We start from the raw sequence: 21,015 nt of genomic DNA, 5'->3' as shown, positions 1-21,015 counted from the left end.
CCACACCCTGCGTAACTTTAAGGGTATATCCAGAGGTTACCATGGTCGTACTTGGGTTAAGCCGCTTATGCCGTCAAGCTCACCCAGCAAATTATCTTTTTCAGCGGAACCGCCGTGGTCAGCTAGAGCGGGGTGGTGGGGTATTTTTTTCCGCCGGAAATGAATGTCTGAGCGCAGCGAGTTTCATTTCCAAGGCAAAAAATACCCCACCACCCCGATCAATCCTCCACAACCCACAGTCTGGGTCCACACCACATCAAGACCGCGAACGCCACAAGTCAGCCCGGGGCACAAAGAACGCAAACAAAAGCCCAAACGCCAGCGCCGCCACCCCAATACCGAAGGCAGACCCCAGGGTACCGCCCGCATCCAGCCATTGTTTGGTGAGCCACGGCCCAACCATCTGGGTGAAACCGTAAAGCGCCACCATCGCCGCCGACAACCGGGGCCCCTGATGAGGATGCAACGCCCGCCCGATACGCTGGGTCAGCAGCACCGTACCCAGGAAGGTACTGCCCACCAGCGCTGCACAAAGCACCAACCCCACGGGCCCCGGCCAGACTACTGCCGCCAGCACCCCTGCCAGCTGGATCAGAAAATTCAGCCTCAATGCCGGCAGATCCCCCATCAGGGCTCCCAACTTGTTCCAGAGCCACGGTGCAGGAATGGTAAACAGGGCTACGATCACCCAGGTGCCGTTCAGTAGCCCGTGGCCCTGGGGCAAGGTCATCTTGGCCAGGAGCGGCAGGAAGGTCATGGGCAGGATGTACCCCAGGCCAGCCCCGGCATAGGACAGGAACAACGGAATACTCGCGCGATCCAGTAACGGGGTGTTGCTGACCACCTGCCCGGAATCGTCGTGCTGGCGCACAGGTACCTCCAGCCTGCGCAGCTGCATGGCGCCCCACCAGGCTATTGGTATCGACAACACCGCCGCAGGCCACCAGCGCTCGGCGCCCTCAAGCAGGGTCGCAGAACCGGTGACCAGTCCGCTGGACACCAGCAGGCCGATGCCCACACCGATATAGACCAGGCCGCTGAGCGAGGCCCTGTTGCGCAACACCAGCCACTCCAGTATCAACGCGGGTGCCTGCACGAACACCACGCCGTTGGCCACGCCGTTCAGCCAGCGGCTTGCGGATATGACTGTGAGGTTGTCGGTCTGGGTTATGACCAGTGTGGTGACCACATGGATCGCCAGGAACAGCGGCAGCATGACACGGATCTGGTCAATCCGATGCCAGCGAATGGCCAGCATGGCGCCCATCAGGTACCCAAGATAGTTCCAGGTGGCGACGGCAGCGCCATCTGCTGCGCTGAATTGGCCGTCGGCCACCAGATAGGGCAACAGCGGGGTGTAAATAAACCGGCCGAGGCCATGCACCACCAGTAGCACCAGGGCGCCGGCGGTCAGAACGGTAAACAGCTGTCTTGGGTCAGCAGAGTGCGAGTTGGTCATAGCGCAGCCCGGAGGTCGTGTCGATCAATGAAACGGCCGAGCAGTGTAGGTCACTACCGATTAATTGTCAGTGTGACTTTGGCAGGATAAGGCCCAACCAGCAGGCCCGCAGGGCGGGCCACCAGTTCAGGAGCCGGGGTTGCGGGCCTTGGCCCACTGGGTGATGCGCTGATAGGCCTGAGCCAGCTCCTGGGGTTTGTGGGGCGGTTGAATCAAGGCCTGAAGCTGTCCCTCGGGGTTAAGCAAAGCAAAGTGACCACTGTGGTCCACCAGCAACTGCCCGTCCACCTCCCGATGAACAAACACCGCACTGACACTCTTCGCCAGTTCACGCAGGGTCTCCAGGTCGCCGGTCAGGCCATGGAAGTTTTCACCGAAAAAGCCGGTGTAGGCTTTCAGCTGTTCCGGCGTGTCGTGTTCCGGGTCTGCCGTGACCAATAGGTAGTCCGGTTTGGGCACATCCGCAGACAACAGCTTATCGGTCTGGCGCAGGTTGGCCATGGCCGCCGGGCAGATATCCGGGCAGTTGGTGTAGCCCACAAACACGAACGTCCACTGGCCCTTCAGGTCATCGCGGGTGACGGTTTCACCCTGTTCGTTGGTAAGAGTGAACTCCGCCAGGGGTCTTGGCTGCTCGTACACATAAGTGTTGTACTGGCTCAGGTCGGGCGCCGCCACTGGCGATTCACCGGCTCCTTTCAGGAACACCTGCCGGCCAACTGTCAGGCCGAATACCAGCATGACCACCAGGAACAAGACAAACAACGTGATGCGTAACGATCGCCCCATGGGGCCTCCACTTTATAAACCCGGAAACTGTCATTCAAAAATAGACAAAATGATCCACCAGCAGCACCACAAACAACGCCATCAGGTATGTGATGGAGTATTTGAAGGTGTTCAACGCCACCCGCCGGTCATCGCCCTTCAACAATCGGATGGCGTATTGCAGGAACCTCAAGCCTAGTGCCAGTGCGCCGATCAGGTAAATACCTCCCGACATCCCTGTGACAAAAGGTAGCAGGCTGACCGCCAATAGCATCAGGGTGTACAGCAGAATGTGCAGCTCGGTGTACTTGTTGCCATGGGTCACTGGCAGCATGGGAATACCAGCCTTGGCGTATTCCTCTTTACGGTGAATGGCCAGGGCCCAGAAGTGCGGCGGTGTCCAGGCGAAGATGATCAGTACCAGCAGCAGGGCGTGGCCCTCCACCTGACCGGTAACGGCGGTCCAGCCAAGCAAGGGAGGCATAGCACCCGCCAGGCCACCAATGGTGATGTTCTGTGGCGTGGCCCGCTTCAGGAACAGGGTGTAAACCCCGGCATAACCCACCAGTGAAGCCAGGGTGAGCCAGGCCGTCAGTTCGTTCACCTGCCAGACCAGCACAATCATGCCCACGGCTGCCAGTACGGTGGCAAACAACAGGGCATCAATCGCAGCAATCCGTCCGGTGGCCACCGGGCGCTTGCGGGTGCGGGCCATCACGGTGTCGATCTTCTGGTCGACGACGTGGTTCACAACGGCGGCGGCCCCTGCCAGCAGGGCAATACCCAGGTTGCCATACAGCAGCACATCCCAGCCGGGCACGCCGGGCGCCGCCAGCAGCATGCCAATAACCGAGGTGAGGATCATCAGCGCGACCACCCGGGGCTTGGTCAGCTCCAGGTAGTCCCGCCAGGAAATGGATTTGCTCAGGGAACTCGCATGTTCCTCGGCCGGCAGCGCTTTAACTTGCTCGCTCATGCCGTTACCTCCCGGTTTATGGTTGTTGTATGGGTTGCGGGGGATGTTTCAGGTTGTGGCAGCTGCCGGTGCTGCCAGATCAGGTGAACGACCGTCAGCAGCAGTCCTGCCCCCATGGCGTTGTGGGCGACGGCGATAGACAACGGAATGTACAGCCACACATTGGCCAGGCCCAGGCCGATCTGCACCGTAAGCGCCGCCGCAACCAGCGCGATGCTCCGGTCCAGGCCGCTATCACCTCGGTTCCGCCAGAGTAGCGTCAGCAGGACGACAAAGTAGCCGAGTACGATAACCGCACCCAGGCGATGGGTAACATGAATCGCCACACGGCCGTCAGCCGTCAGCTGGCCGCCCAGGTAGTTCGGGCCAACCTGCTGGGTAATATCAAAACCATGCCGGAAATCCATGCCTTCCGGCCACCATTGCCCCTGGCAGGTAGGCAGGTCCGTGCAGGCCACAGCGGCATAGTTGGCTGCGGTCCAGGCACCCAGCGCAATTTGCATGATCACCAGCAAAAGGCCGCCGTACAACCAGGGGCGCAGGCGGGCGAGGGCCGGCGGTGCGGCGCATGAAGGGGCAGAGCCCCGGGATCGTTTGCGCAGACGTAGCGTTAGCAATAGCAGCAGAGTGAGCGTGGTGAACCCACCCAACAAATGCAGGGCGACCACCTGTGGCCAGAGTTTGAGGGTCACGGTCCAGGCGCCAAATGCACCCTGCAAAAGAATGAAGGCAGCAATGAACAGAGGCAATTTGACCGGTATACCCGCCCGGCGGTTGCGTACCGCGGTGGCGGCCAGGCCAAACACCACCAGGCCCAGTATGCCTGCGGCGTAGCGGTGGATCATTTCCGGCCAGCCCTTGGACACATCCACCGGCGTCTCGGGGAAACGGGCATTGGCGATGGCAATGCGGGTTTCACTCTGGGGCACCGTCAGGAAACCGTAACACCCCGGCCAGTCAGGGCAACCCAGCCCGGCATCCACCAGTCGGGTCCACGCACCGAGCATAATCACCACCACCGCCAGCAGGCAGGCAGCGGTGGACCAGCGGGCCATTTTCTTAACCGTTTGAGCAGATTGCTCACGGGAAAACTGTTGCGTCACGTTCCGTTCTCCCTGGTCAGCCAATCTGCGACAACTTCAGCAAATGCTTGAGGTCTTTGAGCATTTGCTTGCCAGTGTGTTCGGTGCCGTAATGCATCATCACGTTACCGAAAGGATCGATCAGCAAGATCCGGGGGGCTGTCTCGGGTGACACGCCAGTGGGCCAGGCCGCTGCCGCGCCGGGCGCCGGGCGCAGTCGCTCCATGGAGCTGTACTCTGCCTGCCAGCGTTGCTCGAGCCCGGCTGGCACAGTGCCCAGCGCTGCTGCCCGGCTGACCCGAGGTGCATTTTTGCCAAGGGCGATGTTTACCTGGCGGGCCAGATACAGCAGCTCCTCGCAATCGCTGCCGCAAGTACCGGAGACCACCAGCATAAGCCAGTTAGGGTCGACCTGATCAGCACCGAAGCGCTCTGCCAGCGGCACCCCGTTTGAGGTTTCCAGATTCAATGCCTGCACCGGCACAGGCGGCATCAGGAGCTCGCCTTCGTTGGTATGACCAACCGGATTCAACCAGCCGGTATAAAACATGATGGTGGCCAGAATCATCGGCCCAAAACCCACCGCAAACAGCAGCAAGGCGGTGCGCCTGCCACGACGAACCTGTTCCGGGCTGAGGGGGTCCTGCCCGGTCACGGAATCAGCCGTTGTCGTTGTCATTATCGGCTCCTGTCTTTCGGATTCTTTCATTTTTTTTATAACTCGCCACTAACGTCAATATAGTCAGTGCTGCAGCAAGCGCAAACCATTGCACAGCATATCCGTAGTGGGTCTGGGGGCCCATCACATCCGGAGCATGATCAGCGCGGTAAGCACCCGGCTGCTCGCTGTCTGAGAGCTTTAGGACCATCCCGGCAGGACTGGCCACCGTGTCTTCAACAGTGGCCTGAGGTAATGCCTGTACCCGTCTTGGCCAGCCACTGGCAGGGCCGGTATCCTCCGCCAGCACCGGAGGCACCGGATAATCATCCAGCCGTCCCTCCAGGGTAAACAGTCCGCCCGGGGTGTCGATTTCCGGCAGTTGATCCCGAGTGCGGGGGCCGCGAACCCAGCCACGGTTGACCACCAGTGACGGCCCCTCTACCGGCGTAAACACGGTCAACACCTCGTATCCGGGCACGCCGTCACGGGTTCGGTTATCCAGCAGCCAGGTGTATTCGGTATACCAGCCGGTCAGAACAACCGGCTGCCCTCTCTCTAATCCGCCTGAGACAAGTGTCGGCCAATCACCCTGGCTGGCTTGTTGCTGCCAGGCTGCCAACAGCATCTGCTTTTCCTCCGCCCGGTTGAGTTGCCAGACGCCCAGGCTCAGCAGCACCGGCAACAGCAACCCGCTGAACATCAGCAATCGCCAGTCAAACTGCCATCGGCGATTCATCAACCGCACCTACCCATGCTTTGCTATAGTGATATCAGGTTCCCATCGTGCACCGGGGACTCTGTCCATATAACCATTCAACAACAGGGACACCCCATGCTAAAGCTTTTAATCGTTGTACTGCTGCTGGCGGTTATGGTCAGCCTGTTCAGCGGCCTGTTTTTCCTGATCCGCGACGGTGGCAAAACCAGCCGGGTGGTGAACTCTCTGGCGGTTCGGGTGGCATTGAGCGTATTGCTCATTGCCGTGGTTCTGACCTCCCTGTGGACCGGAGATCTGGTGCTTAACCCGACCCCGGTCCCGTAATGGTCAACGTTGTTGTCAAATGACATAGACGAATACAAACAGTCCCAGCCAGACCACATCCACAAAGTGCCAGTACCAGGCTGCCGCCTCAAAACCAAAATGGTTGTCGGCCGTGAAGTGCCCCTTGTTGATTCGTATCAGCATGATCACCAGCATCAAGGTGCCAAGGAATACGTGAGCACCGTGGAAGCCGGTCAGCATAAAGAAGGTACTGCCGTAGATACCGGATTGCAGGGTCAGGTCCAGATCCCGATAGGCGTGCAGGTATTCATAGGACTGCACGAACATGAACACAACCGCCAGCGCAATGGTCGCCATCAACCAGAGTTTAATCTTTGCCCGGTCACCCGCCTTCATGGCGTGATGGGCAATGGTAACGGTAAAGGATGAGGTGACCAGCAGGATGGTGTTGATCAGAGGCAAGCCCCAGGGGCCGATGACTTCCGTGGGGCCCGGATAGGCTTGCGGGTCCGGATTGTTCACCAACGGCCAGCTGGCCTGGAACCCCTCCCAGAGCATGTTGGTGCTGCCTTTGTCACCTTCACCACCCAGCCAGGGCACCACAAACACCCGGACATAGAACAGCGCGCCAAAGAAAGCCGCAAAGAACATCACCTCCGAGAAGATAAACCAGCTCATACCCCAGCGGAACGAACGATCCATCTGAGGACTGTACAGACCGGCCCGGCTCTCACGGATCACCGCGCCAAACCAACCGAACAGCATGTACGCCATGATCAGGGCGCCTATCATGAACATGATCCAGGAGCCGGTGGTGCTTTCACCCTGTTTGCCATTGACCATGATTGAAGCCACCCCGTAGAGGGTCACCCCCAGCCCGACAGTGGCCACGATGGGCCATTTGCTCTGTTCGGGAACGTAATAGGTCTGGTTATCCGCCATAACTGTCTCCGATGGCTTAGCCGTTATTGTTAGTTGTTGTCTGCGCCCGGTCGGACTTCGAAACTTCCGCCTGCTTGCCCTGATCGTACAGGGTGTATGACAAGGTCAGTTTGGTGATGTGTTCCGGCAAGTCCCGGTCAACAATAAAGATCAGCGGCATTTCCACACTTTCCCCCGCTTCCAGCGGTTGCTGGTTGAAACAGAAGCACTCGGTCTTGTGGAAGAACAGAGTGCCTTCGGAGGGGGCCAGGCTGGGTACCGCCTGGCCAACCATGGGCTGATCGGTCGGGTTCTCGGCATAGTAATTGATGGTTACCGATTCCCCCGGATGCACTTGCACACTTCGAACCACCGGACGGAATTTCCAGGTCATACCTGGGCCGTTGCTGGCCAGGAACTGAACGGTTACCGTCCGGTTTTCATCCACCTGCTGGGTGGCACTGGCTTCATACCGGCCACCGGTTTTGCCGTTGATGCCGGTGATCTCACAGAACACCTCATACAACGGCACCAGCGCGAACCCGAAGGCAAACATGCCCACCACCCCTGACAGGCACCAGCCAATTACCCTCGCATTGCTTTTACGCTCTGGCGTTTTCTCACCTGCTTGCTCAGACATGGCGTAGCCTCCCGGTTATTTCACTTCCGGTGGAGTGGAGAAGGTGTGGTAAGGCGCGGGTGACGGCACGGTCCACTCAAGACCTTCAGCACCATCCCAGGGCTTGGCGGGCGCCTTCTTGCCGCCCTTCACACACTTGACCACGATGAACAGGAACAGCAACTGGGTTGCCCCGAACATGAACGCCCCGATACTGGAGATCATGTTGAAATCGGTGAACTGCAGGGCGTAATCCGGAATCCGGCGCGGCATACCCGCCAGCCCCAGGAAGTGCATGGGGAAGAACGCCAGGTTCATACCGATGAACGACAACCAGAAGTGCGTCTTGGCCAAGGTTTCGTCGTACATGTGGCCGGTCCACTTGGGCAGCCAGAAGTAGGCAGAGGCAAAGATGCCGAAGATAGCACCCGGCACCAGTACGTAGTGGAAGTGCGCCACCACAAAGTAGGTGTCGTGGTACTGGAAGTCCGCCGGCGCGATGGCCAGCATCAGTCCGGAGAACCCGCCAATGGTAAACAGGATGATAAAGGCCACCGAGAACAGCATCGGCGCCTCAAAACTCAGGGAGCCCCGGAACATGGTGGTCACCCAGTTGAACACCTTCACCCCGGTGGGCACCGCAATCAGCATGGTGGCGTACATGAAGAACAACTGGCCCGCCAAGGGCATGCCCACAGTGAACATATGGTGCGCCCAGACCATGAACGACATGATAGCGATGGCGCCCACCGCATACACCATGGAGGCATAACCGAACAGCGGCTTGCGGGAGAATGCAGACACAATGTGCGAGATAGCCCCGAACGCCGGCAGGATCATGATGTACACCTCGGGGTGCCCGAAGAACCAGAACACGTGCTGGAACAGCACCGGATCACCGCCACCGGAAGCATCAAAGAAGCTGGTGCCGAAGTGGATATCCATCAGCATCATGGTGACCACACCAGCCAGTACCGGCATGACAGCAATCAGCAGGAAGGCAGTAATCAGCCAGGTCCACACGAACAGGGGCATTTTCATCAGGGTCATACCCGGCGCCCGCATGTTCAGAATGGTGGCAATCACGTTGATGGCACCCATGATCGACGACACACCCATGATGTGCACCGCGAAGATAAAGAAGGTGGTACTCGGCGGCCCGTAGGTCGTCGATAAGGGTGCGTAGAAGGTCCAGCCAAAGTCCGGAGCACCGCCCTGCATGAACAGGGTAGAGACCAGAATCAGGAAGGCACAGGGCAGCAGCCAGAAGCTCCAGTTGTTCATCCGCGGCAGGGCCATATCAGGCGCCCCCACCATCAACGGCAACATCCAGTTGGCCAGGCCGACGAAAGCCGGCATAACCGCACCAAACACCATGATCAGGCCGTGCATGGTGGTCATCTGGTTAAAGAATTCCGGCTCGACAATCTGCAGGCCGGGCTGGAACAGCTCGGCCCGAATAACCATCGCCATGCTGCCACCCAGCAGGAACATGGCGAAACTGAAGATCAGGTACATCGACCCGATGTCTTTATGATTTGTGGTCAACAGCCAGCGGCTAATGCCTTTGGCCGGGCCATGATGATGGTCCTGGGTGTGGGTATCTGCAACCGCACTCATGAAAACCCCCGTTACCGCCGTGTGTTATGGCTGGTGATTGTTGTTATCTGGCGTTGATTACTGTTGGTTCTTGTAATCAAAAATCTCTTTGGGCGTGACCATTTCGCCGGTGTTGTTACCCCAGGCATTCCGCTCGTAGGTAATCACCGCGGCCAGGTCGACCTCGCTCAACTGGTTGCCGAAGGCCTGCATGGCTGTGCCCGGCGCACCGTTCACCACGATATCGATATGGCCCTCCATGTCCTCCAGCGCCATCTGGCTGCCCTTCAGAGCCGGAAACGCCGGAGGCAGACCGGTACCATCAGCCTGGTGGCAACTGGCACAGGCGGTTGCATAAGCCCGTTCGCCACGCTCCATCAGCTCGTCGAGGGTCCAGTCTTTCTCGGTCAACTGGCGCTCCATTTCGGCCATTTCTCTCTGCTCTGCCACCCATTCGTTGTATTCCTCCTCAGGCACCGCTTTGACGACCACCGGCATAAAGCCGTGGTCCTTGCCACAAAGCTCGGTACACTGGCCACGGTAGGTGCCGGGCACATCCACCCGGGTCCAGGTCTCGTTGATAAACCCGGGAATGGCATCCTTCTTCACACCAAATGCCGGCACCCACCAGGAGTGAATGACATCGTTGGCGGTGAGCAGGAAACGGACTTTCTTGCCGACCGGAATCACCAGCGGGTTATCGACCTCCAGCAGGTAATGTTCACCCTTGGCCTGACGATTGCGGATTTGGTCGCGCGGCGTCGACATGTTGGAGAAAAAGCTGAAATCGTCGTCAATGTACTCGTATTGCCAACGCCACTGGTAACCGGTGATCTTGATGTCGACATCCGATTCAGTGGTGTCGTACATCTCGACCAGGGTTGCGGTGGCGGGAATCGCCATGGCCACCAGGATGGCCAGTGGGATAATGGTCCAGAGCACTTCCACCACAGTGTTCTCATGGAAGTTCGCGGGCTTGGCGCCCCGGGATTTACGGTGGGCAAAAATTGACCAGAACATGACCCCGAAAACGATGACGCCAATGGCGACACAGATCCAGAGAATGGTCATATGAAGGCTGAAAATCTGGTTACTGGTGCTGGTCACCCCGGGTGACATGTTCATGGTCCAGTCAGCCATGACAGTGACCGGCAACAACAGACCAGCGGCTAGGGCTACTGCCCGCTTGGCATGCACGCGCATACTGTGTCTCCACAGAGTGTTATTCTTGTCGGATTTTGCGTCATCCCCCTGCTGCACACCCCGGCGCTCGCAACACCGGATGGCCTCAGAGTGAAAGCCTGATTATGGATACATCAGGATCGAGTATAGACACAGATCAAGAAAAGGCTAAAAAATCCTTAAATCCAAAACGGATAAACACGGAATTTTGAGAACCATAACTCATAAAAGGCCCATAATGACCAGTACAGACCATCGCCTGTGGGCACTGGCCTGGCCGCTGATGCTGACCAATCTGACCGTGCCGTTGCTCGGCCTGGTGGACACCGCCGTGCTGGGCCACCTGGATAGTCCGGAATACCTTGGTGCTGTGGCGGTCGGTGCCAACCTGTTCAGTATTCTGTATTGGACATTCGGCTTTATGCGCATGGGAACCACGGGGCTGGCGGCCCAGGCCTGGGGCAAACGTGACCCCTTCGCCCAGGTAGCGCTGCTGCTGCGCTCCATCGTGCTGGCGGTCGGCATCGGCCTGATGCTCATTGTATTTCATAAGCCCCTGATCAGCCTGGGCCTGACCCTGATGAACCCCAGCCCGGCGGTGGCCGATCTGGCCGCCGAATACGCAGCAATCAGGATATGGAGCGCGCCGGCGGTACTGTGCCAGTACACCCTGGTGGGCTGGCTCATTGGCACCCAGTTCCCCCGGGGGCCTATGGTGATGCTCATCATCGCCAACGGCATCAACATCGTGCTCGATGTGTTCTTTGTGACGGTTCTGGGCTGGAACAGCCGCGGCGTGGCCCTGGCCACGGTCATCGCCGAGTACGGTGCCGCCCTGATCGGTTTTGCCATCGTGCTACGCAGAATGCCCGAAGGCCAGCGGCTGACCCGAGCGCTGATCGGCCAGGTGTCCGATTATCTGGCGATTCTGCAGGTGAATCGCTACATCATGGTCAGGACCATCGCACTGCTGCTGGTACTGGCTTTTTTCACTGCCCAGGGCGCCCGCCAGGGAGATGTGATCCTGGCCGCCAATGCTGTGCTGATTACCTTTTTGCTGGTGATCTCCAATGCCCTGGACGGCTTCGCCAATGCCGCCGAGGCACTGATTGGCGAAGCCGTTGGCAAGGGCAGCCGGCGACGCTTTCGCCTGGCTTTCCGAAGCGCCCTGCGCTGGTCTTTATGGGGCTCGCTGATACTGACCATTGTCTTTGTCATTGGAGGTCGATGGCTGATCAGCCTGCTCACCGGGCTGGAAGAGGTACGCACCGCGGCCTGGCAGTACCTGCCTTGGCTGTGGCTATTGCCGCTGGCTGCGGTATGGGGTTTCCTGCTGGACGGTGTGTTCATCGGCGCCACCCGCACCCGGGAAATGCAGAACACCATGCTGTTTTCTGCCCTTGGCGTGTTCCTGCCGGTCTGGTGGCTGAGCACTGGCTGGGGCAACCATGGGCTCTGGCTGTCGCTCATAGCCCTGATGCTGGCAAGAGCCGCCAGCATGGGCTGGCTCTGCTGGCGTTATACCCGCCAGGACACCTGGTTCAGCCAGCGCCGACCCTGAACCGCGTTCTGGCCGTGAAAGGTTAACTTCTGTCATAACCACAGCAGAGCCCGAAATCTTGGCTACACTGATCAGAAACGGCGGGGGCGTTTGTGTTTCAGCATTGGCGCCTTTGCCCGTGTACTCCTCGACCCAGGGGGAACGCCTTGCGACCTCAACTTGTTCATACACTGGCATTTCCTGAAATGACACCAAAGGCTGTTCTCAACATCATTGACCAGGCAAGGCGAAAGGAAGCCCGCTCCGGCGCATTTCTCCGGCAGATGAAGGAGAAAGCCGCCCAACTGCCCACAGCGATCGTGGTTGACGGCTATCAGCCGGCCACCTCACTGTTCCAGTTTGCCGTCGAATACATCGAGATGGCGCCAAGACTGATCGAGTGTGTTGATGCCTGCGCACGGGAGGCCGGCAAGTCCGAGCTATTTCAGCCTTTCGTGGACGCCGCGACCCGATATTTCACCCAGCCTTCTGTACTGTTAGTGCAATACGACGGTCTGGACGGCCTGCTGATCCGTGCGTACCTGTGCCATCGGCTGATGGAAGAGATGCACGATAACAACCGCTCAATCCGGGCCGGCGAGCTGATCGACCTGGAAGCCACCCGGGCCAACCTGCTGGCCCATGAACTGATTGGCGAGCCATTCGCCAACGAACTCGATGACTCCATTACCGTCACCGTGCTGCAGATCGCCGGCACACCGGATTATTACAATCTTGATCTCGACCCCTTCATCGATCAGGTCAACAACCGGGCCTGGGACTGGATGCGGCATTACTGGGAAAATCTGCTGGAACGCAATCACATCCGGTTTTCCCTCGGCTATTAACCGGGGCCCTGGGTTTTACTACAAACAAGTCACTGAATTATCAATCAGAAACACGGTATCCTTCGGCTTTCCACTTACTCATCTGGAGGCCTCCCTGTGCTTGAAAACGCCGATTTGGGAAAACTGATTGTCCGGCTCACCCTGGGCGGACTGCTGCTGTTTCATGGCATCGCGAAACTGTTGAACGGCGTCGGCTTCATCGAAGGGCAGCTGGCTGCCCACGGTCTGCCGACCATTTTCGCTTACGGTGTTTACGTTGGTGAAGTCATTGCTCCGCTGATGGTGATACTGGGCTACCAGACCCGGATTGGCGCATTGATTATTGTCTTCAATATGATCGTCGCCATTGCCCTGGTCCATGGGCATCAGCTGTTGAGCCTCAGCAGCAACGGAGGCTGGGCACTGGAGCTGCAGGGTTTCTTCCTGTTTATTGCCTTTGCAGTGATTTTCCTGGGGCCCGGCAAGTACAAGCTAAAAAACTGACGCTCAGGAATCGGCGGTGGGGGCCGGCACTTTCGGCTGCCAAACCGCCACCCGGTTCCGGCCATTGTCCTTGGCGGCATAGAGTGCTTCATCGGCGCGGCGCACCAGCTCTGGGCTGCTGACGCCTCTCGCCGGTAGCATGGTTGCCACACCAACGCTGATGGTCAGTGGCACCGGCGCATCCTGCTCTTTGGTGGCCACAGGGGTTCCCGCAACCGCCTTACGAATGCGCTCTGCCACTAACAGGGCGCCCGCGGAATCGGTGGTTGGTAGCAGTATCGCAAACTCCTCACCGCCGTAACGTGCCACAAGGTCACCTGCCCGCTGGACTTCCGCCTGCAAAATGCCGGCAAGTGCCACCAGGCAATCGTCGCCGGTCAGATGCCCCAGCTCATCATTGACCCGCTTGAAGTGATCAATATCCAGTAACAGCAAGCTCAGCTCGTGCTCATGGCGCAGCGCACGGCCCCACTCAATCTCCAGTTTCTCATCAAACCGGCGGCGGTTTGCCACGTGGGTAAGGCCATCGGTCAGGCTAATTGCCTTGAGCTGTTCATTGGCACGCTCCAGCTCTTCGGTACGCTCTCTCACCCGGGCTTCCAGCGTCAGGTTGGCCTGCTGCTGCACTTTCAGTGCATGCTCCTGTGCCTCCTGCCGGCGGCGACGCTCCATATTGATCCGGTAGGCCAGGGCGAACGATAGCAGAATAGCCTCAATCGCCACCCCAGCCTGCGGCACCAGTTCGGTGACCTGACTGGTGGGTATCCAGCCTAGCTTACTGACCGCCAGCACCAGATGGCCCACCAGCAGAGGCGTCCAGGCAAGCACGTAAAACCCCGCAAGCACTTGTCCCTGACGCCAGACATACAGCCCGATCAGCCACGCCGCCGGAGTTGCAAAAGCAGCGATCCCGCTGACCAGAGCAATGCCACTTTGATAAGGACCAAACACACCGTAGAAGAAAGTAAAACTGCAGGCGCCGATCACCCCCTGCAGGATGCGGTAGCTGAAGAGACTGTAGTGGCGCACCGCCAGAAACTTGATGGTAAACATGACGGCGCAAAACATGCCAAGACTGATCGCCGGCACCGTAAAGTAGCGGTTGAGGCCGGGTAGATCAGGCCAGATCCATTGGAATAGCAAGCCATTAAAATTTAGCTGGATCATGCCGGTTGAGATAACCGTAAGCACATACCACAGGTACGTGGTGTGGCGAACGATGACAAAAAGAAAGAGGTTATAAAACGACAAAGCCACCACGATGCCCAGAAACATGGCCTGCCAGCCATAGGAAAACTGCTCGTTGGCGAGAAACCGGGCTGATGTCGTAACCGCCATGGGAACTTGCACCGCTCCCTGAGTTTTCACCCTTACCCAGGCGATGACGGGCTCGGTGTTCGACGGCACCAGAAACACAAAATTGCGATGTATGATCGGCCGGGTATCGAATGGCCGGGTGTCTCCGGTGTGGTGAGATTCGACAATCTGGCCGTCCAGTTCCCAGTAAACGGATACCTCATCCAACAACGGATAGGCGATTTCCAGCACCCGGTTGACGGGCTCCGGCGTAATCGGCACCCTCAGCCAGAACGCACCATTGCTGAAGCCCTGGTTCAGCACCCTGGCAGCGCTATTGTATTGCCATTGGCTATCAGGCAGTTGCTGTACCTGGGTAACGGTCAGGTTGTCCTCGGGCACCTCAACCCAGTCAAATCCCACGGGCTCTGCAAACACCCGGAAGCTGACAACACACAGCAACAGCCCGAAAAGCTGGCATATGGTGCGCGGAAAAGGGCCTTTCATTCTTGTCTGTTATTCCCGGCTCTGGAGTCTTGAACTACACTGGGGAACGGCTGCACGGCTACAGATCCAAACCCCAGCGTCTGAGTTAAGTGTAGACGTAACTGGCGCGGGAGTCCGCCGAAATTAAGGGGTAATCCCCGGTTACCACCTGAGAGGAAGGCATGTTTGACAAAAAACACCCCATCACCCCCGGCCGATACCGCCATTACAAAGGCAAGGATTACGAGGTCATTGGCGTAGCCCGGCACAGCGAGACCGAGGAACCCCTGGTGGTGTACCGCTGCCTTTACGGGGACTACAGCCTCTGGGTGAGGCCGCTGGCAATGTTCCGGGAAACCGTGGAACTGGCCGGTGAACAGGTCCCCAGGTTCGCCCGCCTCGACACCGAGTGATCGTTACACAACCGCTTTGACTGCCGCAGTCATTTCCTGCACATTAGCGCACTTTTCGTGCTGCCGGTGCCCAAAAGGCGCCGGTAAATCTTCAATTCCTACCCGGAGTTTGCCATGAATGCCGTTGTTGCCGCGGTACTGATCATGCTCGTGCTGAGCTTGTGCCGCATCCACGTTGTCGTCGCCCTGATCATTGGTGCCATTTCCGGTGGCCTGGTGGCAGGAATGTCTCTGGAAACCACCATCAATGCCTTCAACACCGGCCTGGGTGGCGGTGCCACCGTGGCACTGTCATACGCCACGCTGGGTGCCTTCGCCGTGGCCATCGGCAAGTCCGGCCTGGCCCACGCCCTGGCCGACAAGGCCCTGGCCATCGTCGGCCGACAGGAGGAGGGCGGCGCCGCCACCGGCATCCGGTTCATGATCATCGGCCTGCTGCTGGCCATTGCCATCTCGTCCCAGAATATCCTGCCAATCCACATCGCCTTCATTCCCCTGGTGGTTCCGCCACTGCTGTACGTGATGGCGAAACTGAACATGGACCGCCGGCTGGTGGCCTGCGTGCTCACCTTTGGCCTGATTACCCCGTACATGTTCCTGCCGGTGGGTTTCGGCGGCATTTACCTGAACGAAATCCTGCTGGCCAATGTTGGCGATAACGGCGTGGATGCCAGCGAGCTGAACGTCATGTCCGCCATGGCCCTGCCAGCCCTGGGTATGTTCATCGGCCTGCTGATTGCCGTGTTCTTCAGCTACCGGGGCGGCCGGGGCTACGACATGAAACTCATCGAACGCACCGAGCGGGTGGATGTGAAGTACAGCCCCAAAACCCTGGTGATGGCGCTGGTGGCCATTGCCGTGGCCTTCGTGGTGCAGCTCTGGCTGGGCTCGATGATCCTGGGCGCCCTGGCGGGCTTCGTGCTGTTCAACATTTCCGGCGTGGTGAAGTGGAAGGAAGCGGATGACCTGTTCACCGAGGGCATGAAGATGCTGGCGATGATCGGCTTTATCATGATCGCCGCCAACGGCTTCGCGGAAGTGATGCGGGAAACCGGCGAGATCGCCAGCCTGGTGGAGGGTTCGGTGGCCGCCATCGGTGATAACAAGGCGCTGGCGGCCCTGCTGATGCTGGTGGTGGGCCTGCTGATTACCATGGGTATTGGCTCGTCGTTCTCCACCATTCCCATCATTGCGGCGTTGTATGTGCCGCTGGCGCTGCAACTGGGCTTCAGCCCACTGGCCATTGTGGCCCTGGTCGGCACCGCTGGTGCTCTGGGTGATGCGGGTTCACCAGCGTCTGATTCCACCCTCGGGCCCACTGCCGGCCTGAACGTGGACGGCCAGCACAACCACATCTGGGATACCGTGGTGCCGACGTTCCTGCACTACAACCTGCCGCTGCTCGCCTTTGGGTGGTTGGCGGCTATGGTGCTTTGATCGATCTTTGGTGATCGTCGCCTTTTTGGTAGCCTGCGGTTTTTAGTGGGTGGTTTGGGGTTGGTGGGGGGTGTCAAAACGGAAAACGTGGTTTTCCTGATTGTTTTGACACCCCCCACCAACCCCAAACGTTGATCTTTACAGGAATCGTTATAAAAGCGCAGAGCACAGGGCCAGACTTCACCAAATTCTTTGGAACTCTAGCACCCAAGCGGTTCTAAACAAGCCAAATAAAAGGGGCTCGGGAGAGGGTTCCAAAACAATCAGGAAAACCACGTTTTCCGTTTTGGAAGAGGCTGTAAACCAAATTGTGTAACTGCCCACGACTGAGTAATCTTTTCAAAAGGATACCATCGTGGGTACGCAATTGGACCAAGAAAAACTCAAAGCCATGGCCGCCGAGCTGGCCAAAGACATCAAGTCTGAAAAAGATCTCGGAGCCCTCACACAGCAGCTGGTCAAGCTCACCGTCGAGACCGCACTCAACGCCGAACTGGATGAGCATCTTGGATACGAGAAGCACGCTCTTGAAGGCCGTGGCACCGGCAACAGCCGTAACGGCTATTCTGCCAAGCGCCTGAAGGGCCAACACGGCGAAGTACCGATACAGGCTCCTCGGGACCGGGACGGTTCCTTCGAGCCTCAGTTCGTCCGTAAAGGCCAGTCCCGCCTGACTCAGATGGATGACCAGATCCTAGCGCTTTACGCCAAGGGCCTGAGCACCCGAGACATCGTAGACGCCTTCAAGGAAATGTACGACGCCGACATCTCGGCGACTCTGGTGTCCAAGGTGACGGAGCGTGTGATCGATCAGGTTCACGAGTGGCAGAATCGCCCTGTTGATCCGATCTACCCCATCGTCTATCTGGACTGCATCGTTCTGAAAATTCGTCAGGACAAGAGGGTCATCAACAAGTCCCTATACCTGGCCCTGGGTATCAACATGGAGGGCCAGAAAGAGTTACTGGGCCTCTGGCTGGCCGAAACCGAGGGTGCGAAGTTCTGGCTATCGGTACTGACGGAACTGAAGAACCGTGGTTTGGAGGACATCCTGATCGCCTGTGTGGATGGCCTCAAAGGGTTCCCGGATGCCATTGCCGCTGAGTACCCCCAAACCAAGGTGCAACTGTGCATCGTGCACATGGTTCGCAATTCGCTGCGCTACGTGTCCTGGAAGGACTACAAGGCTGTGACGTCCGATCTGAAGCAGATCTATCAGTCCGCCACGGAACATGAAGCCCGGCAGGCACTGGCGGCCTTTGGAGAGCGCTGGGACAGCCAATACCCACAGATCTCTCGTTCCTGGCAAAGCCACTGGGAGAACCTGATCACCATCTTCGAGTACCCGCCGGCGATCCGGAAAGTGATCTACACCACCAATGCTATTGAGTCACTGAACAGTGTCATCCGCAAAGCCACCAAGCGCCGGAAGCTGTTCCCAAGTGATGACTCGGCCCTGAAAGTGGCCTTCCTGGCGATCCAGCAGGCCTCAAAGAAATGGACCATGCCGATCCGTGATTGGAAGCCGGCATTGAATCGCTTTATTATCGAATTCGGTGACCGCCTGGACGGCCACCTGTAATGGGGTGGGCAGTTACACAGATTTATTTACAGGCTCTTTTGGAACCCTCTCCCGAACCCCGACCATTCGCCAATCAAGCAGACTACCCGCCCATCCCCAAACCAGCAGGCCACAAGGCCAAACTCCAAAACAAGGTCAGTCCTCAGAGCCAGCCTTAAAAAACACCACCTGCTTCACCGTATGGTCATCGGTGTTGGCCTTCTTGTTCACCCGCGTTTCAATCTCCGGAGCCTCCGGCTGCGGCTGGTCAGACAAGGCATCGGTATAGCCGCAGGCCACACACTCGCGAATCTGGTCACCGGCATCGGTGGTGAACATCGTGATTTTGTCCATCTCCGCGCAGCGGGGGCACACGGCGCCGGCGATGAAGCGTTTCGGACTTGCCATAACTCTACTCCAGTAACACACGCCCGGTTGCCGATACGACAACCGGGGTGGATTGTATCAGGCAGCTTCGTCCGTGATGCCGGATTGTTTCAGCAGGGCATCCACCTGCGGTTCACGGCCCCGGAAGGCTTTGAACAGTTCCATGGGCTCCTGGGAGCCGCCTTTTTCAAGGATGTTGTGCAGGAAGGCCTGGCCGGTTTCCGGGTCGAAGATGCCTTTTTCCTCGAACAGGGAGAAGGCATCAGCTGCCAGCACTTCCGCCCACTTGTAGCTGTAGTAGCCGGCCGCATAGCCACCGGCGAAGATGTGGGAGAAGCCATTGGGGAACCGGTTGAACTCCGGCGCCTGGACCACGGCGATTTCTTCCCGCACCTTGCGGTGCATATCCAACGGATTGGTGGGGGCCACGTCGGTGAATTCCGCGTGCAGGCGGAAGTCGAACAGCGAGAATTCCAGCTGCCGCACCATGCCCATGCCGGACTGGAAGTTCTTGGCCGCCAGCAGTTTCTGCAGCAGATCTTCCGGCAGCGGCTCTCCGGTTTCGTGGTGGCTGGCGATCAGGGCCAGGGATTCCGGGTTCCAGCACCAGTTTTCCAGGAACTGGCTGGGCAGTTCGACGGCATCCCAGGCCACGCCGTTGATGCCGGATACGTCCATCACCTCAACCTGGGTAAGCATGTGGTGCAAGCCGTGGCCGAACTCGTGGAACAGGGTGGTGACTTCGTCGTGGGTCAGCAGAGACGGTTTGCCATCCACCGGCGGGGTGAAGTTACAGGTCAGGAATGCCACCGGCAGCTGCAGCGTGCCACGCTGGTTGCGCCAGCGCACCCGGCAGTCGGCCATCCAGGCTCCGCCACGCTTGCCCTGGCGGGCAAACAAGTCGAGGTAGAACCAGGCGATGGGCTGGCCGTTGCGGCTGATACAGTAAGCCTTGGCGTCGTCGTGCCAGGTTTCTACTTCCGCATGCTCTTCAATCTGAATATCAAACAGCTTCTCTGCTACCCGGAACAGGCCCGGCACCACTTTATCCACAGGGAACCAGGGGCGCAGGGTTTCGGGGGAGATGTCGTACTGCTTCTGGCGCAGCTTTTCGCTGTAGTAGCCAATGTCCCAGGCCTGCAGGTCGTCCACGCCGAAGTCGTTATTAACAAACCCCTTGAGCTCGGCGAACTCCTTCTCTGCCTGGGGCTTGGACTTGGCCGCCAGCTGGTTCAGGAATTCCAGCACCTCGTCCACACTCCGGGCCATCTTGGTGGCCAGGGAACGCTCGGCGTAGTTATCAAAACCCAGCAACTGGGCCAACGCATGACGACGCTTGAGGATTTCCGCCATTACCGGTGTGTTGTCCCAGGTAGCCGCATCCGGGCCCTGGTCTGAGGCGCGGGTCACAAACGCCTCGTAAACCTCCCGGCGCAGTTCCCGGTTGTTGCAGTAGGTCATCACCGGGTAGAAACTGGGGAAATCCAGGGTGATCACGTAGCCATCCAGGTCCTTCTGCCGCGCCGCCTGCCTGGCGCCCTCAATGGCAGTTTCCGGCAGGCCGGACAGCTCGTCCACGTCGGTAATCTGCTTGAACCAATGCTGAGTGGCATCCAGCACGTTATCACTGAACTTGTTGGACAACTCCGCCAGCTCCCGGGACAAGTCGGCGTAACGCTTCTTCTTGTCCTCCGGCAAGTCGACCCCGCCCAGGCGGAAGTCCCTCAACACGTTCTCGATGGATTTACGCTGGGGTTCGCTCAGATCTTTGAAGTCATCCCTTGCCGCCAGTTTCTTGTATGCCTCACACAGGGCACCGTTCTGGCTGACTTCGGTACTGTATTCGGTCAGTTTTTCCAGACAGTTCTTGTACACCTTGCGCAGGTCGTCGTTGTTCATCACGCCGTTCAGGTGCGAAATGACCGACCAGGCGTTGCTGAGCTTGTTCTCTAACGCTTGCATCGGCTGGGCCAGAGTGTCCCAGGTGGGATCTTCCTGCTGGGACAGCTCGGCAATTTTCATTCGATTCTCGCTGAGAATCTGGTCAATGGCTGTCTCCATGTGTTCGGTGCGGATATGACCGAACTTCGGCAACAAGTCATCTGTCAAAAGCGGGTTATTCATAAGTCCCCTTCTCAGCTGTTCGTGAATAAGATAGCTTGCACCAAGCTACGGGGTGCCGGTGGGGGATGGCTTTCAGAAACTGTGCGGAGCCATGGATGGCGGAGCCCAAGCGCCACATGGATGTGCCGAAGGAGCGTGTTTCTGAAAGCCATCCCCCACCGGCGCCTTGC

Annotated in this window: 20 protein-coding genes; 7 read left to right on the top strand and 13 right to left on the bottom strand. The window is 58.5% G+C overall.

Translation table 11 applies throughout. The features are described 5' to 3' along the window. Window positions 1-256: 256 nt before the first annotated feature. The 6 genes from FIV08_RS00325 to FIV08_RS00300 all read right to left on the bottom strand — a co-directional run bounded on the left by FIV08_RS00325 (window position 257) and on the right by FIV08_RS00300 (window position 5,682). Window positions 257-1,459 (bottom strand): YbfB/YjiJ family MFS transporter, encoded by a 1,203-nt coding sequence (locus FIV08_RS00325; RefSeq protein WP_152436968.1) that lies wholly within the window; start codon window positions 1,457-1,459, stop codon window positions 257-259. A 126-nt stretch (window positions 1,460-1,585) separates the two neighbouring features. Beyond that, window positions 1,586-2,248 (bottom strand): SCO family protein, encoded by a 663-nt coding sequence (locus tag FIV08_RS00320; protein WP_058091859.1) that lies wholly within the window; start codon window positions 2,246-2,248, stop codon window positions 1,586-1,588. 34 nt (window positions 2,249-2,282) lie between these two features. Then, window positions 2,283-3,203 carry a heme o synthase gene (gene cyoE / locus FIV08_RS00315; RefSeq protein ID WP_152436967.1) on the bottom strand — a complete coding sequence of 307 codons (921 nt, stop codon included), beginning with the start codon at window positions 3,201-3,203 and terminating at the stop codon, window positions 2,283-2,285. Next, window positions 3,200-4,258: a COX15/CtaA family protein gene (locus FIV08_RS00310; protein ID WP_152439550.1), complete on the bottom strand. Its 1,059-nt coding sequence runs from the start codon at window positions 4,256-4,258 to the stop codon at window positions 3,200-3,202. Before FIV08_RS00310 ends, cyoE begins: the two co-directional genes overlap by 4 nt. A 64-nt stretch (window positions 4,259-4,322) precedes the next feature. Further along, window positions 4,323-4,964, bottom strand: coding sequence for a hypothetical protein (locus FIV08_RS00305; RefSeq protein WP_152436966.1), 642 nt, complete (start codon window positions 4,962-4,964; stop codon window positions 4,323-4,325). After that, window positions 4,945-5,682: an SURF1 family protein gene (locus FIV08_RS00300; RefSeq protein ID WP_152436965.1), complete on the bottom strand. Its 738-nt coding sequence runs from the start codon at window positions 5,680-5,682 to the stop codon at window positions 4,945-4,947. Before FIV08_RS00300 ends, FIV08_RS00305 begins: the two co-directional genes overlap by 20 nt. A 96-nt stretch (window positions 5,683-5,778) precedes the next feature. Between FIV08_RS00300 and FIV08_RS00295 the strand changes: the two genes are divergently transcribed. Then, window positions 5,779-5,988: a twin transmembrane helix small protein gene (locus FIV08_RS00295; RefSeq protein ID WP_061331377.1), complete on the top strand. Its 210-nt coding sequence runs from the start codon at window positions 5,779-5,781 to the stop codon at window positions 5,986-5,988. Window positions 5,989-6,003: 15 nt separating this feature from the next. Here FIV08_RS00295 and FIV08_RS00290 read toward each other — a convergent pair whose 3' ends face one another. Genes FIV08_RS00290 through coxB form a run of 4 tightly spaced genes read right to left on the bottom strand, consistent with a single transcriptional unit; the run spans window position 6,004 to window position 10,291 of the window. After that, window positions 6,004-6,891: a cytochrome c oxidase subunit 3 gene (locus tag FIV08_RS00290; protein WP_058091853.1), complete on the bottom strand. Its 888-nt coding sequence runs from the start codon at window positions 6,889-6,891 to the stop codon at window positions 6,004-6,006. A gap of 16 nt (window positions 6,892-6,907) precedes the next feature. Continuing rightward, window positions 6,908-7,510 carry a cytochrome c oxidase assembly protein gene (locus FIV08_RS00285; protein WP_058091852.1) on the bottom strand — a complete coding sequence of 201 codons (603 nt, stop codon included), beginning with the start codon at window positions 7,508-7,510 and terminating at the stop codon, window positions 6,908-6,910. A gap of 15 nt (window positions 7,511-7,525) precedes the next feature. Further along, on the bottom strand, window positions 7,526-9,109 hold the full coding sequence (ctaD, locus tag FIV08_RS00280) for a cytochrome c oxidase subunit I (protein WP_058091851.1): 1,584 nt from the start codon (window positions 9,107-9,109) through the stop codon (window positions 7,526-7,528). A gap of 57 nt (window positions 9,110-9,166) precedes the next feature. Further along, entirely contained in the window at window positions 9,167-10,291 is a 1,125-nt protein-coding gene (coxB, locus tag FIV08_RS00275; protein WP_058091850.1) for a cytochrome c oxidase subunit II, read from the bottom strand. Between the two features lie 217 nt (window positions 10,292-10,508). Here coxB and FIV08_RS00270 point away from each other — a divergent pair, with 217 nt between their 5' ends. The 3 genes from FIV08_RS00270 to FIV08_RS00260 all read left to right on the top strand — a co-directional run bounded on the left by FIV08_RS00270 (window position 10,509) and on the right by FIV08_RS00260 (window position 13,141). Then, complete coding sequence (locus tag FIV08_RS00270; RefSeq protein ID WP_152436964.1) at window positions 10,509-11,831, top strand: MATE family efflux transporter; 1,323 nt, start codon at window positions 10,509-10,511, stop codon at window positions 11,829-11,831. A 185-nt stretch (window positions 11,832-12,016) separates the two neighbouring features. After that, window positions 12,017-12,658, top strand: a complete 642-nt coding sequence (locus FIV08_RS00265; protein WP_058091848.1) for a hypothetical protein — start codon at window positions 12,017-12,019, stop codon at window positions 12,656-12,658. Window positions 12,659-12,754: 96 nt separating this feature from the next. After that, complete coding sequence (locus FIV08_RS00260; RefSeq protein ID WP_061331382.1) at window positions 12,755-13,141, top strand: DoxX family protein; 387 nt, start codon at window positions 12,755-12,757, stop codon at window positions 13,139-13,141. A gap of 3 nt (window positions 13,142-13,144) precedes the next feature. Here the strand turns inward: FIV08_RS00260 and FIV08_RS00255 are convergent, their stop codons facing one another. Next, window positions 13,145-14,944, bottom strand: a complete 1,800-nt coding sequence (locus FIV08_RS00255) for a sensor domain-containing diguanylate cyclase (RefSeq protein ID WP_152436963.1) — start codon at window positions 14,942-14,944, stop codon at window positions 13,145-13,147. A gap of 161 nt (window positions 14,945-15,105) precedes the next feature. On the opposite strand from FIV08_RS00255, the gene FIV08_RS00250 reads away from it, so the two are divergent. From FIV08_RS00250 to FIV08_RS00240, 3 genes are all read left to right on the top strand, one after another. After that, window positions 15,106-15,336, top strand: coding sequence for a DUF1653 domain-containing protein (locus tag FIV08_RS00250; RefSeq protein WP_061331383.1), 231 nt, complete (start codon window positions 15,106-15,108; stop codon window positions 15,334-15,336). Between the two features lie 114 nt (window positions 15,337-15,450). Continuing rightward, complete coding sequence (locus tag FIV08_RS00245; protein ID WP_061331384.1) at window positions 15,451-16,773, top strand: Na+/H+ antiporter family protein; 1,323 nt, start codon at window positions 15,451-15,453, stop codon at window positions 16,771-16,773. 367 nt (window positions 16,774-17,140) lie between these two features. Then, a complete protein-coding gene (locus FIV08_RS00240) occupies window positions 17,141-18,355 on the top strand; it encodes an IS256 family transposase (RefSeq protein WP_152439549.1) in 1,215 nt (404 codons plus the stop codon). 135 nt (window positions 18,356-18,490) lie between these two features. Here the strand turns inward: FIV08_RS00240 and FIV08_RS00235 are convergent, their stop codons facing one another. Further along, window positions 18,491-18,742, bottom strand: a complete 252-nt coding sequence (locus FIV08_RS00235; RefSeq protein WP_152436962.1) for a YheV family putative zinc ribbon protein — start codon at window positions 18,740-18,742, stop codon at window positions 18,491-18,493. Window positions 18,743-18,799: 57 nt separating this feature from the next. After that, window positions 18,800-20,845 carry an oligopeptidase A gene (gene prlC, locus FIV08_RS00230; RefSeq protein WP_152436961.1) on the bottom strand — a complete coding sequence of 682 codons (2,046 nt, stop codon included), beginning with the start codon at window positions 20,843-20,845 and terminating at the stop codon, window positions 18,800-18,802. Between the last annotated feature and the right edge of the window lie 170 nt (window positions 20,846-21,015).

The sequence above is a fragment of the Marinobacter sp. THAF197a genome, assembly GCF_009363275.1.
In the GTDB taxonomy this organism is placed as follows: domain Bacteria; phylum Pseudomonadota; class Gammaproteobacteria; order Pseudomonadales; family Oleiphilaceae; genus Marinobacter.
The sequence above is the reverse complement of the archived record's forward strand: the minus strand, read 5'-3'. Positions and strand labels throughout refer to the sequence as shown.

Coding starts and splice junctions, on each gene's coding strand:
- ctaD (WP_058091851.1), bottom strand. CDS start 9,109: ATGAGTGCGGTTGCAGATACCCACACCCAGGACCATCATCATGGCCCG.
- FIV08_RS00265 (WP_058091848.1), top strand. CDS start 12,017: ATGACACCAAAGGCTGTTCTCAACATCATTGACCAGGCAAGGCGAAAG.
- cyoE (WP_152436967.1), bottom strand. CDS start 3,203: ATGAGCGAGCAAGTTAAAGCGCTGCCGGCCGAGGAACATGCGAGTTCC.
- FIV08_RS00290 (WP_058091853.1), bottom strand. CDS start 6,891: ATGGCGGATAACCAGACCTATTACGTTCCCGAACAGAGCAAATGGCCC.
- FIV08_RS00285 (WP_058091852.1), bottom strand. CDS start 7,510: ATGTCTGAGCAAGCAGGTGAGAAAACGCCAGAGCGTAAAAGCAATGCG.
- FIV08_RS00295 (WP_061331377.1), top strand. CDS start 5,779: ATGCTAAAGCTTTTAATCGTTGTACTGCTGCTGGCGGTTATGGTCAGC.
- FIV08_RS00310 (WP_152439550.1), bottom strand. CDS start 4,258: ATGGCCCGCTGGTCCACCGCTGCCTGCCTGCTGGCGGTGGTGGTGATT.
- FIV08_RS00320 (WP_058091859.1), bottom strand. CDS start 2,248: ATGGGGCGATCGTTACGCATCACGTTGTTTGTCTTGTTCCTGGTGGTC.
- FIV08_RS00235 (WP_152436962.1), bottom strand. CDS start 18,742: ATGGCAAGTCCGAAACGCTTCATCGCCGGCGCCGTGTGCCCCCGCTGC.
- FIV08_RS00255 (WP_152436963.1), bottom strand. CDS start 14,944: ATGAAAGGCCCTTTTCCGCGCACCATATGCCAGCTTTTCGGGCTGTTG.
- FIV08_RS00305 (WP_152436966.1), bottom strand. CDS start 4,964: ATGACAACGACAACGGCTGATTCCGTGACCGGGCAGGACCCCCTCAGC.
- prlC (WP_152436961.1), bottom strand. CDS start 20,845: ATGAATAACCCGCTTTTGACAGATGACTTGTTGCCGAAGTTCGGTCAT.
- FIV08_RS00325 (WP_152436968.1), bottom strand. CDS start 1,459: ATGACCAACTCGCACTCTGCTGACCCAAGACAGCTGTTTACCGTTCTG.
- FIV08_RS00250 (WP_061331383.1), top strand. CDS start 15,106: ATGTTTGACAAAAAACACCCCATCACCCCCGGCCGATACCGCCATTAC.
- FIV08_RS00245 (WP_061331384.1), top strand. CDS start 15,451: ATGAATGCCGTTGTTGCCGCGGTACTGATCATGCTCGTGCTGAGCTTG.
- coxB (WP_058091850.1), bottom strand. CDS start 10,291: ATGCGCGTGCATGCCAAGCGGGCAGTAGCCCTAGCCGCTGGTCTGTTG.
- FIV08_RS00300 (WP_152436965.1), bottom strand. CDS start 5,682: ATGAATCGCCGATGGCAGTTTGACTGGCGATTGCTGATGTTCAGCGGG.
- FIV08_RS00270 (WP_152436964.1), top strand. CDS start 10,509: ATGACCAGTACAGACCATCGCCTGTGGGCACTGGCCTGGCCGCTGATG.